Genomic DNA, 12597 nt, shown 5'->3' on the forward strand with positions numbered 1-12597 from the left:
TGCACGCCGCTTTGCCCCGCGCACCGGGCGGGGGCTCGGCCGGAATGCAGCCGGACGCAGGAAGGAGATGATCGGCATATCTGAAGAACTGACGGTGATCCGCCCCGGCGGGGCGCTCTCCCCCCGGTGCGCCGGAGTGCTGGAGGCGGCCCTGGTGGGGCGGCAGGCAGAGGTGCTATCCCGCCTGGAGGGTCCGCTGACGGGACGGCGGCTCCTGTTTGTCGTCTCCCTGGATGAGGGCGGCGTGAACCGCGGGTTCTATGACCTGCTGGCCCATCTCCGCACCCATCCAAACTGCCTGGACCGCTGCGTGGGGAGCGTGCTGGTGGACGCCCCCGGCGATCTGTACACCAAGGCAGCGGGCCGGGACCTGGTGCTGGCCGCCAACCTTGCGGGCTGCGCCTTTGTGGGCCGCCCTCTGGTGGAAGGCACTGGCGATCTGCGGAACTTCACGGTCCAGGCCCGAAACGCTGGCTGTTCTTTGGAAGCGGCCTACCATCTGGCGACGGCGGATCTGGTGGAGCGGGTGCTGGCCTTCTCCCGCCCCCGGCTGGAGCGGCCGAAGCTGCTGGCCCTCCACGCCTCCAGCCGGGCCACCTCCAACACCCTGGCCCTGTGGGGGCTGGTGCGGACCCGGCTGGAGGAACGCTGTGACATCACGGAGATCTGCCTGCGGAACGGCACGCTGGAGGACTGTGCCGGCTGCCCCTACACCACCTGCCTCCACTTCGGAGAACAGGGCGGGTGCTTCTACGGCGGCGTCATGGTCCAGGAGGTCTACCCCGCCATCCGGGAGGCGGACGCGCTGGTGCTGCTGTGCCCCAATTACAACGACGCTCTGTCCGCCAACCTGACGGCAGCCATCAACCGGCTGACGGCCCTGTACCGCACCACCTCCTTTGCGGACAAGGCGGTGTTCGCCATCGTGGTGTCCGGCTACTCCGGCGGGGACATCGTGGCCTGTCAGGCGGCGGGAGCCATGAACATGAACAAGGGCTTCTGGCTGCCGGCGAACTTCTGCCTGCTGGAGACCGCCAACGACAAGGGCGAGGCCCTGGCCCTGCCGGGGATTCAGGACCGGGCGGATCGGTTCGCGGAGAATATGTTATGTCAGCTTGCATACTAGAAGAAGGCACGCCTTTCGGCGTGCCTTCTTCTCAGCCGTAGCCGCTGTATGTACAACATTCGATGTCGAACTCCGCCGCAATTCTTCCTTCCGCGTCATAGGCAATCATGACCGGATAGCAAACCGCTTCCGGCGACTGTTCCAATGGCAGGGGCTCCATAATCCAGAAAAATGTCCGGTCCCGTCCGGTGACAAAGTCCTCCTGCTCCACGGTCAAGCGGCGAAGCTCACTGCGTACCGCTTTTCCCTGGTCGTACTCCTCCTGCTGAATGCTGATCACCACTGTCTCGATTGCGGGGTCATTGATCTGTCCAAAATAGCAGCCCAGTACCTTGTCATCATGGCTGATCTGATGATAGCCCGCATATATGGGTTCCTCGCCGGTGCAGTCCACCGTAGCTCCGAACATCGTCTCCCAGCCCAGCGGACTGAGATGGGTATCTCCCAGCATCACAGCGCGCTCGTTTTCCATCAGGTAGAAAAGATGTGTTTTATAGAGCGACGGCTCCCACTTCCGCTCAACGACCCAGGCCCTGCCGATCCCCTCATGTTCCGCCTCCCGCCGGACAGCCTGAATCGGGAGCAGGGCGATACCAAAAATATGATCCACAAGCAGCAAACTCACCAGTGCCAGCAGCACCCGCCACAGGGCCTGCCGTTTCCGGGAGGGCAGCTTTTTCCGTCTCATAATCCCTCCTGTTCCGGCAGGGGCAGTTCCAGACGGATCTGCTCGTCAAATGCCTCAAAGCGCAGTACGACGTATGTATCCTCCGGGGAGAGGCGCACATAGCAGGAGCCATATTCTACCCTCCAGTTTCCCCGTCCGCTTCCCTTCGGAGGGTCTCTCCTTCCTCCCGGCGTTTCCAGCCAGGTTTGCTCCATCAGCCGTCTGGACACAATGCCGCCGGGAATTCGATCATACGCACACAGCTGAACTTCCGCCTCCCACACACCTGGGGTATCATCCGCCTGCCCTATGCTGATCCGGTAAACCCGCAGGATGTCGTTTCCAACTGGAATGCGGATATCCAACCGCTCCGTTGCTGCCACAGCGGTATATGCAGACGGTTCATTCGGATAAATACGGGCGGAGATGCTATCAATAACCATCCCCAATATTCCCAGGGCCAGCAGAGCCTGAGCGCACAGCACCACTGTCAGCACCACCGCCGCCCGGCTCACCAGCACCCAGCCCCAGCCGGTGTATTGTTTGTTCAGCTCCCGTCCCACCTCATCTGGCTCTCCCATGGCGGCGATGGCCCGCTCTTCTGCCAGCTCCTCGTCATACCCCAGCTCCCGCAGGGCCTCCATGTGGTCCTCGATGTGGCCGTCCAGCTCCGACCGAATGGCCTCCCGCTCCTTCTCCGTCACACGGCGCAGGGACGAAAGCACCCGGTCCGTATAATCCCGCCTGTCCATATCATGCCGGGTCCAGCCCCGGACAGGCCCGGAGCACCGCATTCACCGCGCCGGAGTAGGTCTGCCAGGCGGCAGCCTCCTCCCGCAGCACCGCCGCCCCCCGGCGGGTAAGGCGGTAGTATTTCCGCATCCGGCCGGTGGGGGCCTCCTGCTGATACGCCTCCACCGCCCCGTCCCGCTCCAGGCCGTGGAGCACCGGGTACAGCGTCCCCTCCTTCATCTCAAAGGTGTGGTCGGATCTGCGGGCCAGCTCCACGATCATCTGGTAGCCGTACATATCCTCCCCCGCCAGCAGGGACAGCACCAGCAGCTGGGCGTGGTCCATGGTCTGCTTTTTTGCCATCGGGCACCTCCTGTCCAGGCGACATACCTAGAATTACTATGCCTTTAGTATACATAGTAATTCTAGGTATGTCAATTACAAAAAACGCGCGCCTGCCCGGCGCGCGCTTTTTTTCCTCAATTCTTCCCGATCCCCAGCAGATCCCGGCCATGGCTGTTCAAATGCGGTGCCAGCTGCTCGTAGGACAGCCGGAACTCCTGCGGCCCCATGGCGTAACAGGCAATCTCATAGGGGGAGAAGGCCACTGTCATCCCCTCCTCATTGAAGGAGACCGCGTAGCTGCTCCAGTTTGCGGCAATGTCCTGATAGTCCTCCCAGTAGCCGGCCTCCACGGCGGCTTCCGGCGTCATGTCGATCTGGCGGATGATCTCGTCCCGGACCGCGTCCAGAAATATCTGCCCGTCCGCTGCCAGAATCTCAGGCGCGAAGAACTGGCCCGTCATCAGGTCGAAGTTCCAGGCCAGCAGTACCGTGTTGGGGTGGGCCCCGCCGGTATAGCTGTAATACTCCGCCTGGATGCACACCATCTGCTCCGTCTGATAGACAGAACAGTCCAGCTCCAGCGTGTAGGGTGTCCAATTCCCACCGGACTCCGTCCGAAAGGCCAGCTCCTCCTCTGCCCAGGCCGTCACCTCGTCAAAGCCATCCGCCCCGGCCCAGTCGCGGAACCGGCTGTTGAAGGCCTCCGCCCTCTCCAGGGCCGCCGTCTCCGCCGGGGAGGCCGCCTCCGTCAGCACAGTGCCGTCCGGCAGGGTCACGGTCATCTCCGGAAGCTCATAGGAGCGCACAGCCAAAGTCGTGCCGTCCGCCGCCGCGGCGCTGTCCTCCAGCGTCTTCAGAACCACCGTGTAGGTCAAGGGCTCGGATGCAGCCTGAGTGAAGGTGGCCGCGCCCGTCATCGTGCCGCTGTCCGGCTGCTTCTGTTCCGGGACGGCAATCTCCTGCGATGCAGCCGTGGGCTCCTCCGTCTCCGGAACGGGGGCTGCGCAGGCTGTCAGCATACACAGCAGCAAAAGCAGGGCGATCATCCGTTTCATAGGGGTTGCTCCTTTCCTCAGCAGGGCGCAGGCCCTCCTAAGATCACGGGACCTTCCCTCCACTCCGTGCCGCCGGCGGCGGAGAGGCGGGGATACGCCAGGGTATACAGGTCCGTGGCGCGGACCTCCAGTTCAAACAGGCGCCGGGCCTCCGGGCCCAACCGCCGGACCTGCGCCGGCCTGGTCAACACCGGCACGGCTGCCGCCTCCCGCATCCGGGAGAGCAGTCGGCAACCGGTCCCATTGGCCGCCAGCACCCGCAGATAGGGCACCCGCTCCGGCATATCGCCGGGCGTCAGTCCCAGGTAGGCCCACAGCACCATCCGCCGCAGGCGGGCCATGGCGTAACGCTTCGTCTTGGCTGCGGCCAGCAGTTCGGGCAGCGAGGCGGCAGCGCGGGAGGCGTCGTACAGTCGATTCCAAATGCCCTCCCGCCCCTGGTCCAGGGCGGCAAAGTCCGCCGCCGTCATGGACCGCAGCCGGGCCAGAATGGCCCGGTGACTGTTCTCCCAGAACACCGGGGCCCGGCCGGCGGCCTCTTCCAGCTCATAAGCGCGGGCCATGGCCGGAGGCAGCAGGGACAGGGCCTCCTCCCGTTTCCCCTGCCGCAGCAGCGCCCGGAGGCCGGAGGCCGAGGGGTGGGTGTCCGGCGCCAGGGCGCCGTCGTGGGCGCTGCCCTCCCTCCGGATGGTCACCGGCCGGAGGGGGGCGTTCTGCCCCAGCAGGGCCTTGCAGTACTCGATGCCCAAAATGTTGTTGGGAGACTCCAGCAGGGCGGCGTCCTCCTCCGGCAGCAGGCCGGTCAGCGCCCGCTGCCGGGCAGCGGCAAAGCTCACCGCTCCAGGCAGCACCTCTCGGAGCCGGTCTCGGAAGGACGGCGCCAGCAGCGCGGCGGCCACCCGCTCCAGGGCGGAGACATCGCCGCACTCACTGCCGAACAGCAGGTGCTCCACAACCCCGGTGGCCGCCAGCGCCTGGACGCCTCCGGCGGCAAATCCTTCCGCCGAGGACACCGCCCAGGGCAGGGGCAGCTCCAGCACCAGGTCCGCGCCGCTCTCCACGGCAGCCCTGGCCCGGGCGTGTTTGCGCAGCAGGGCGAAGTCCCCCCGCTGCACGAAGTTCCCGCTCATCACGCAGACCATGGCCGTGTCCGGTCCCAGCGCCGCCCGGCCTGCCTCCAGAAGCCGCAGGTGCCCGCTGTGGAGCGGATTGTATTCTACGATTATACCTGCGGCCCCCATGGATTTCTCCCCTTCCAAATGACAAAAAAGTTACAGTCCGGTGTCAGTCTCGTCAATTTTTTATCAATACCGCCCGCATGGGGCTTTTTTTCGATCATACCATACTTTCCGGAAAACGTCCAGCCGGACCGATTCCGGGCTGCTCTGCGGCGGGCAGACGCCGCTGCGCCGGAACTTCCCCGGCAAAAAAGCGCCGGTTCGTTCAAAATTCCGGTTGTAACCGGGGAAATCTCTGGTATAATGAGAAGTGCGCCGGGACCCGCCCCGCCGGGGTACGGGTTCCCTTTCAGCCAGGCATCTGCCTGCAATTCATACGATGTGGGGATGTCCACGGGCATTTCCAAAAAAGAGGAGACGGTAAACATGAACATTCTGGTTATCAACGCTGGCAGCTCTTCCTTGAAGTATCAGCTGCTGAATCCCGAGACCGGCGCCCTGCTGGCCAAGGGCCTGTGCGAACGGATCGGCATCGACGGCAAGTTCACCTACAAGCCCCAGGTGGAGGGCAAGCAGGTGCTGGACGCCGTCGATGTGGCCATGCCCACCCACTCCGAGGCCATCCAGGCCGTGCTGAACGCTCTGGTGGACAAGGACAACGGCGTCATCGGCTCCATGCAGGAGATCGATGCGGTGGGCCACCGGGTAGTCCATGGCGGCGAGGCCTTTGCCGGCTCTGTGCTCATCACCGATGAGGTCATGAAGGCCCTGGAGGAGTGCATCCCCCTGGCCCCCCTCCACAACCCCGCCAACATCACCGGCATCAACGCCTGCACCGCCGTCATGGGCAAGGACGTGCCCCAGGTGGCCGTGTTCGACACCGCCTTCCACCAGACGATGCCCGCCAAGGCCTATATGTACGCCCTGCCCTATGAATACTATGAGAAGGACAAGGTTCGCCGCTACGGCTTCCACGGCACCTCCCACAAGTATGTCTCCGGCCGGGCTGCCGCCATGCTGGGCAAGAAGCCCGAGGAGCTGAAGCTGATCTCCTGCCACCTGGGCAACGGCTCCTCCATCGCCGCTGTGGACGGCGGCAAGAGCGTGGACACCTCCATGGGCTTCACTCCCCTGGCCGGCCTGCCCATGGGCACCCGCTCCGGCGACCTGGACGCCGGCATCCTGCAGTACCTGATGAACAAGTACGGCATGAACATCGACGAGATGCTGAACATCCTCAACAAGAAGTCCGGCGTAGAGGGTCTGTCCGGCGTCAGCTCCGACTTCCGTGACCTGGAGAAGGCAGCTGAAGAGGGCAACGCACGGGCCCAGCTGGCGGAGGAGAAGTTCGCCTACGAGGTGAAGAAGTACGTGGGCGCTTACGCCGCCGCCATGGGCGGGGTGGACGCCATTATCTTCACCGCCGGCGTGGGCGAGAACGACAAGGGCATCCGCGCCATGGTGTGCGACGGCCTGGAGTATATGGGCGTGAAGCTGGATCCCGCCGCCAACGACGTCCGCGGCAAGGAGACCGTCATCTCCGCCGCCGACTCCAAGGTGAAGGTCCTGCTGATCCCCACCAATGAAGAGCTGATGATCGCCACCGACACGGCCGCCATCGTCAAGGGCAACTAAATTCCGCATCTCCGCATATTCAGAGAGGGCAGGCCGCCGGCCTGCCCTCCGTTCTTTTGCAAACATCCCGTTTCGGAAGCAGGGATCCTGGGAAAGCGCGAGGGGAGCAGCGTCCGCCCCGAATGGGCGCAAATGCCCCGCAAAGCCTTGCCCCCGGCACAGCGGTATGCTATACTCAAAACACACCCAGCGGAAATCTTCGAAACGAGGTGATCGTGTATGCGGGATCTGCGGGAGTCCTGCCGGATCGCGGTGGTCCAGGCCGCCCCAGTGATGTTTGACAAAGCCGCCTGCACCGTGAAGGCGGTGGAGCTGATCCGGGCCGCGGCTGCGGAGCAGGCGGAGCTGATCGTGTTCCCGGAGCTGTTCATCCCCGGCTATCCCTACGGCATGACTTTCGGCTTCACCGTGGGCAGCCGGACCGCCCCGGGCCGGAAGGACTGGGGGCTGTACTACGACAACTCCATCCTGGTGCCTGGGCCGGAGACAGAGATCCTGGGCCGGGCCGCCCGGGAGGCTCGGGCCTACGTGAGTATCGGCGTGTCCGAGCGGGACGCCGTCAACGCCACGCTGTACAATACCAACCTGATCTTTTCCCCGGCGGGCGAACTGCTCACCGTCCACCGGAAGCTGAAGCCCACCGGCGCGGAGCGGGTGGTGTGGGGTGACGCGGACCGGCATTACTTCCCGGTGGCGCAGACGCCCTGGGGTCCCATGGCCAGCCTGATCTGCTGGGAGAGCTATATGCCCCTGGCCCGGGTCGCCCTGTACGAGAAGGGGATCACCCTGTACCTCTCTCCCAACACCAACGACAACGAGGAGTGGCAGGCCACCATCCGTCACATTGCCATCGAGGGGCACTGCTTTTTCGTCAACTGCGACATGGTCTTCACTCGGGACATGTACCCCGCCGGGCTCCACTGCCCGGAGGAGATCGGCCGCCTGCCGGATATCGTCTGCCGGGGCGGCAGCTGCGTGGTGGATCCCTACGGCCACTATGTGACCCAGCCCGTCTGGGACCGGGAGGCCATCATCTGTGCGGATCTGGACCTGACCCAGGTGCCCCGGAGCCGGATGGAATTCGACGGCTGCGGCCACTACGCCCGGCCGGACGTGCTGAAGCTGACCGTGGACGACCGGTGACAGAAATGCCGAAGGAGGAAGCCCCGCTGTGAAACACATCAAGCCCGGCCGGGGGCCGTCAGCCATGGGAGCCCTCGGCTCCGTCATCGCTGTGGTCTTCGGCATCTTCTGGACCGTATCCGCCGCCTCCATGGGGGCGCCCATCTCCTTCTCCATCTTCGGCGTGCTGTTCGTTATCGTGGGCATCGTCCAGGCCGTCTACAATTTCAAGAACGCCGCGGGCAAAAAACGGTACTCCGCCTTCGACATCGTGGACGGCGAGGAGGAGCCGGACCCGCTGAATCAGCGCTTCGGCGGCCAGCCCCCGGAGGCCGGGGACACGTCCGGACCGGAGGGGCCCCTGCGCTACTGCCCCTACTGCGGCGCCAAGCTGGGGGATTCCTATACATTCTGCGGCCACTGCGGCAAGCGGCTGCCTGACGTCCAAGAGGAGGATCATCCATGAAAATCGCCCTGCAATTCGCCATGCCGTCGGAGCTCCATGCCCTGCCGGGCGCCCGGGAGCTGGCGCCGCTGGAGACCGTCTCCGGCGTTCCCATATTTGAGATTGCCCCGGACATTCTGGCCTGTGCCGGCGGCGTCAGCAAGGTGAACGCTGCCATGGCCGCGGAGCTGCTGTGCCTGCGGTACGGCGTGGATCTGATTCTCAACGCCGGCGTGGCCGGGTGCTTCACGGATCTGCCCACCGGCACGCTGGTGGTAGCGTCGGAATTCGTCCAGCACGATGTGGACACCACCGCTGTGGGGGACCCCATCGGCCTGGTCTCCACGGTGAATCAGGTGGCCTTCCCCACCTGGCAGCCGGAGTGCTGTGCGGAGCTGCTTGCTTCCCTGGGCCATCCCGCCGTCACCGGCCGGGTATCCACCGGGGATTGGTTTGCTGTGAAGGGGCAACGGGCGGAGTGGATCCGGGACACCTTCTCCCCCCTGTTGACGGAGATGGAGGGCGGTGCCATCGCCCAGGTATGCCTGCGGAACGGTGTCCGGTTCGTGTCGGTGAAGTCCGTCTCAGACCACCTGTTCTCCGACAGCCAGGCGGATGAGTACTTCGACTTCGGCCAGGCCCTGGAGGCCCTGGGCCGGGCGGTGCTGCCCCTGGCCAAGGCACTTCAAAAAGCTGGCAGATAGAAAATGGAGCGCCCGGCGGGGATGATCCCCGCCGGGCGCTCGTATCCCGTCAGCTATGTTCCGCTGGGCCGTCCGGCTCTACGGTAAATACTTCTTCAATGGGCACCCCGAACACCTTGGCGATGTTCCAGGCCAGCACCAGAGAGGGGTTGTACCGCCCCTTTTCCAGGTTTCCGATGGTCTCCCGCCGGACCCCCACCAGCTTTGCCAGCTCCTCCTGCTTCAGGCCCAGACGGGCCCGGTGCTCCTTCATCCGGTTGCGGATCACGGCTCCAGCCCCCAGCTCTCCCGGAAGCCGTACCAGGCGGCGGTCAGGGCGTAGACCACCACAGAGGCAGCCCAGCCAACCGTGCAGCCGGTAAGGAGTGCCCGCTGGGGGGTAAAACCGCCCAGCGTCAGGGTCCCCAGCACAGCGGCCGCCATCATCAGCATCCCGACCACAAACGCCCGGGAGGCGGACCGGGCCAGCTGCGCTTCCAGCATCTCGTCAGACTTCAAAAAGAAGTACTGGAAGTCCACCGCAAAGGCGAAGAAGCCCAGGAATCCCCGCGCTTCCGTAAACACGCCTGCGAACCCCAGCAGGGAGAGAAAACCCAGCATTCCATACAATATCTGCTTTTTCATAAGTGGCCTCCCTAATCAGCGTTCCAAAAAGCGGTATATTTCGCTCTTTATGAGGTGAATATATCATATACCACTTACGCTGTCAAGTATGAAGCTGGCATGAGCAGTCTCCGCGCGTCAAGCGTCAAATCCCCCTGAGCTTGCTTTCCCGCAAGGGCACGCAAAACTCACAGATATGCGCTGAGACCTTCGGATGCGCATATCGTTCTAGGATGGGTCTCGTGCCGTCCACAGGCAGCCGTGCTGCGCGTTGGGGAAGGTCTCTCCAGAAATCTGACACGCCCTCTTCTGTATGGGGGACTTCAAATACTGCCCAGCGGCCGCCGGCAACGGTGCGGACCGGCAGGCCGCAGGGGTCTTCTCGGCCGGTGAGGATCATGCCCACGTCATACCTCTGCCGGTCCTCCGGGATCTGCGCCGGATCGTCCAGGGCGATGCCCAGGATCGTTGTATCCTCCTGAAGCAGCGCATGTTCTCTCAGGTATCGTTTGAACTGCTCCATCAGCTGCCGGTTGCCTTCGCCATACCCGCCGGTCCGGCGCATATAGGCGATCTGCATGTCTCCCAGTTTCTCAATGGTCAAGCGACCACCTCCTATATGTTGATTCGTGTCCGGCCGGACAGCGAAATACTACATAGAATTCAAATATTTTGCAAGAACTTTTTTAAAATGATTGACTTTTCAGATTTTGGCTGATATACTAATTGAGCCGCTTTGAATGGGTTAAAAAGTGTCCCACCGGGACCGCCCCCGACAGCGAGCCCGTAATGAAGGAGTTGAAACAACGACATGAACGCAATTATCGTGACCGGCGGCAAGCAGTACAAGGTAGCCGAGGGCGACGTGGTCTACATCGAGAAGCTGGACCAGGAAGCCGGCGACACCGTGAAGTTTGACCAGGTCCTGGCCATCCTGGACGGCGACAAAGCCACCTTCGGCACTCCCGTGGTGGAGGGCGCTTCTGTGGAGGGCAAGATCGTCAAGAACGGCAAGGGCAAGAAGATCCGCATCTTCAAGTACAACGCCAAGAAGGGTTACCGCAAGCGTCAGGGCCATCGTCAGCCTTACACCAAGGTCGAGATCGGCAAGATCTCCGTCTGAGTATGACCACTGTCGTATTCCGTATGGAGGGCGACCGGATCACCGGCTTTGAGGCCCGCGGCCACAGCGGCTACGCCGAGGCGGGCGCCGACATCGTCTGCGCCGCCGTCACCAGCGCCATCCGTCTGGTGGAAGCCACCGTCAATGACGTGCTGGGCCTAGCCGCATCGGTTAAGGTTCGGGAGCAGGACGCGTCCATTTCGCTCCATCTGCCCGGAGGGCTGTCCCCCACGGCGGAGAGCACCTGTCAGTCTCTGCTGGCAGGCTTGATGGTTTACTTCTCCGCACTCCACGACGAGTATCCCGACAACATCGAAGTTCTGGAGGATGATTGATCCTCCCCATCTAAAAATCTTCAGAAAGGATGGTCCGTATCATGATTCGTATTGGTCTTCAGTTCTTCGCCCACAAGAAGGGCGGCGGCTCCACCAAGAACGGCCGTGATTCCAAGGCCAAGCGCCTTGGCGCCAAGCGTGCCGACGGTCAGTTCGTCCAGGCCGGCAACATCCTGGTGCGTCAGCGCGGCACCCACATCCACCCCGGTGTGAACGTGGGCAAGGGCACTGACGACACCCTGTTCGCCACTGTCAGCGGTACAGTCCGCTTCGAGCGGCTGGGCAAGGATCGTAAGCAGGTCTCTGTCTACGAGGCTGAATAAGGAAGCCAAACCGCCCCGGTCAAATGACCGGGGCGGTTTTTTGCCGTTATGCGTTTTCTTGAAATGGTCCGTTTCAGAAACAGAGCGACCTTCTGGCCGGCATCAGTCAAAGCCAGTTGAGGGGATTCAGGATCTCCAGGAAAAACATCCAGAATGTGTCTTTAAAACAGGATTTTCGGCTCCTTTTCCCAGGAAACAGTGCCCGTATAAAGGCAATCAGCAGACATAGCAGGAGATACAGGACAGACACCAGTATGACCAGCAGGATCACGTCCTCCATCGTACAGCCCCCCTTTTCGCAGAACATTTTATAGCGAAACCAGTATAACACAGCCTGCCCCACGGCGCCACAGACTCTTCCGCCTTTTGATTCTTGTACACAGGAAGCTTCAGCAGAACGCCTCCGCTCTTGACGTGTGGCAGGTTTTCGGATAAAATAGGCAGGATTAGGAATTCTTTGAATAGATCACAATATGAGGTGCAACCATGGCAACTTCTTTCATCGATAAGGCCCGAATCTCTGTCCGGGCAGGGAACGGCGGCAACGGTTCCGTGTCCTTTCACCGGGAAAAATATGTGGCTGCCGGCGGGCCGGACGGCGGCGACGGCGGCCGGGGCGGCTCCATCATTTTGCAGGTGGATGACAATATGTCCACCCTGATGGACTTCCGCTACAAGCGCAAGTACGTGGCTGGCAACGGCGCCGACGGCCAGGGGGCCCGGAAGACCGGCAAGGACGGCACAGATCTGGTCATCAAGGTTCCACGGGGCACGCTGGTGCGGGACGCAGAGACCGGCGAGATCATGCAGGACATGTCTGGCAGCGAGCCCTATGTCCTCTGCAAAGGCGGTCGGGGCGGCTGGGGCAACAGCCACTTCGCCACTCCCACCCGGCAGGTGCCCCGCTTTGCCAAGGCGGGACTCCCCGGCGAGGCCCATGATGTCATCCTGGAACTGAAGCTGCTGGCGGACGTGGGGCTGGTGGGCTTCCCCAACGTGGGCAAGTCCACGCTGCTCTCCGTGGTATCCAAGGCCCAGCCCAAGATCGCCAACTACCACTTCACCACCCTGTTCCCCAATCTGGGCGTGGTGTGGGTAGAGGACGGCGTCAGCTTCGTCATGGCGGACATTCCCGGCATCATTGAGGGCGCCAGCGAGGGCGCCGGCCTGGGCCACGACTTCCTGCGGCACGTGGACCGCTGCC

17 protein-coding genes are annotated in these 12597 nt (G+C 63.0%); 9 read left to right on the forward strand and 8 right to left on the reverse strand.

What is annotated here, in order from left to right; genetic code table 11:
- The first annotated feature begins 67 nt into the window (after nt 1-67).
- Nucleotides 68-1126: an NAD(P)H-dependent oxidoreductase gene (locus QVE23_RS04420; RefSeq protein ID WP_136890728.1), complete on the forward strand. Its 1059-nt coding sequence runs from the start codon at nt 68-70 to the stop codon at nt 1124-1126.
- Nucleotides 1127-1157: 31 nt separating this feature from the next.
- Here the strand turns inward: QVE23_RS04420 and QVE23_RS04425 are convergent, their stop codons facing one another.
- From QVE23_RS04425 to QVE23_RS04445, 5 genes are all read right to left on the reverse strand, one after another.
- A complete protein-coding gene (locus tag QVE23_RS04425; protein ID WP_021750098.1) occupies nt 1158-1814 on the reverse strand; it encodes a hypothetical protein in 657 nt (218 codons plus the stop codon).
- Entirely contained in the window at nt 1811-2545 is a 735-nt protein-coding gene (locus tag QVE23_RS04430; RefSeq protein WP_287967653.1) for a permease prefix domain 1-containing protein, read from the reverse strand. Before QVE23_RS04430 ends, QVE23_RS04425 begins: the two co-directional genes overlap by 4 nt.
- Nucleotide 2546: 1 nt before the next feature.
- Entirely contained in the window at nt 2547-2888 is a 342-nt protein-coding gene (locus QVE23_RS04435) for a PadR family transcriptional regulator (protein ID WP_021750096.1), read from the reverse strand.
- A gap of 116 nt (nt 2889-3004) precedes the next feature.
- The gene (locus tag QVE23_RS04440) at nt 3005-3925 is read right to left on the reverse strand and encodes a DUF3298 and DUF4163 domain-containing protein (protein ID WP_119311140.1); all 921 of its coding nucleotides are present in this window, start codon (nt 3923-3925) and stop codon (nt 3005-3007) included.
- Between the two features lie 17 nt (nt 3926-3942).
- The gene (locus tag QVE23_RS04445; RefSeq protein WP_136890730.1) at nt 3943-5166 is read right to left on the reverse strand and encodes a tRNA(Met) cytidine acetate ligase; all 1224 of its coding nucleotides are present in this window, start codon (nt 5164-5166) and stop codon (nt 3943-3945) included.
- Nucleotides 5167-5529: 363 nt separating this feature from the next.
- On the opposite strand from QVE23_RS04445, the gene QVE23_RS04450 reads away from it, so the two are divergent.
- The 4 genes from QVE23_RS04450 (at nt 5530) to mtnN (ending at nt 9009) form a co-directional block, all read left to right on the forward strand.
- The gene (locus QVE23_RS04450; protein ID WP_025543760.1) at nt 5530-6738 is read left to right on the forward strand and encodes an acetate/propionate family kinase; all 1209 of its coding nucleotides are present in this window, start codon (nt 5530-5532) and stop codon (nt 6736-6738) included.
- A 219-nt stretch (nt 6739-6957) separates the two neighbouring features.
- The gene (locus QVE23_RS04455) at nt 6958-7881 is read left to right on the forward strand and encodes a carbon-nitrogen hydrolase family protein (RefSeq protein ID WP_021750092.1); all 924 of its coding nucleotides are present in this window, start codon (nt 6958-6960) and stop codon (nt 7879-7881) included.
- A gap of 28 nt (nt 7882-7909) precedes the next feature.
- On the forward strand, nt 7910-8326 hold the full coding sequence (locus tag QVE23_RS04460; protein WP_287967655.1) for a zinc ribbon domain-containing protein: 417 nt from the start codon (nt 7910-7912) through the stop codon (nt 8324-8326).
- On the forward strand, nt 8323-9009 hold the full coding sequence (mtnN, locus tag QVE23_RS04465; RefSeq protein WP_287967656.1) for a 5'-methylthioadenosine/S-adenosylhomocysteine nucleosidase: 687 nt from the start codon (nt 8323-8325) through the stop codon (nt 9007-9009). Before QVE23_RS04460 ends, mtnN begins: the two co-directional genes overlap by 4 nt.
- Before the next feature lie 49 nt (nt 9010-9058).
- Here mtnN and QVE23_RS04470 read toward each other — a convergent pair whose 3' ends face one another.
- The 3 genes from QVE23_RS04470 to QVE23_RS04480 form a co-directional block, all read right to left on the reverse strand.
- On the reverse strand, nt 9059-9277 hold the full coding sequence (locus tag QVE23_RS04470) for a helix-turn-helix transcriptional regulator (RefSeq protein WP_025543763.1): 219 nt from the start codon (nt 9275-9277) through the stop codon (nt 9059-9061).
- The gene (locus tag QVE23_RS04475; RefSeq protein ID WP_021750088.1) at nt 9274-9633 is read right to left on the reverse strand and encodes a DUF3796 domain-containing protein; all 360 of its coding nucleotides are present in this window, start codon (nt 9631-9633) and stop codon (nt 9274-9276) included. The genes QVE23_RS04470 and QVE23_RS04475 overlap by 4 nt, the downstream gene beginning before the upstream one ends.
- 124 nt (nt 9634-9757) lie before the next feature.
- On the reverse strand, nt 9758-10216 hold the full coding sequence (locus tag QVE23_RS04480) for an AraC family transcriptional regulator (protein ID WP_021750087.1): 459 nt from the start codon (nt 10214-10216) through the stop codon (nt 9758-9760).
- Nucleotides 10217-10423: 207 nt separating this feature from the next.
- On the opposite strand from QVE23_RS04480, the gene rplU reads away from it, so the two are divergent.
- The 4 genes from rplU to cgtA all read left to right on the forward strand — a co-directional run.
- Nucleotides 10424-10735 carry a 50S ribosomal protein L21 gene (gene rplU / locus QVE23_RS04485; RefSeq protein WP_021750086.1) on the forward strand — a complete coding sequence of 104 codons (312 nt, stop codon included), beginning with the start codon at nt 10424-10426 and terminating at the stop codon, nt 10733-10735.
- A gap of 2 nt (nt 10736-10737) precedes the next feature.
- Complete coding sequence (locus QVE23_RS04490; protein WP_021750085.1) at nt 10738-11070, forward strand: ribosomal-processing cysteine protease Prp; 333 nt, start codon at nt 10738-10740, stop codon at nt 11068-11070.
- A gap of 41 nt (nt 11071-11111) precedes the next feature.
- On the forward strand, nt 11112-11393 hold the full coding sequence (rpmA, locus tag QVE23_RS04495) for a 50S ribosomal protein L27 (protein WP_025543765.1): 282 nt from the start codon (nt 11112-11114) through the stop codon (nt 11391-11393).
- A 486-nt stretch (nt 11394-11879) separates the two neighbouring features.
- On the forward strand, nt 11880-12597 hold a 718-nt coding region (gene cgtA / locus QVE23_RS04500), incomplete at its 3' end, for an Obg family GTPase CgtA (RefSeq protein WP_287967657.1).

It is taken from the genome of Oscillibacter sp. KLE 1728, assembly GCF_934833455.1.
Classification (GTDB): Bacteria; Bacillota; Clostridia; order Oscillospirales; family Oscillospiraceae; genus Oscillibacter; species Oscillibacter welbionis.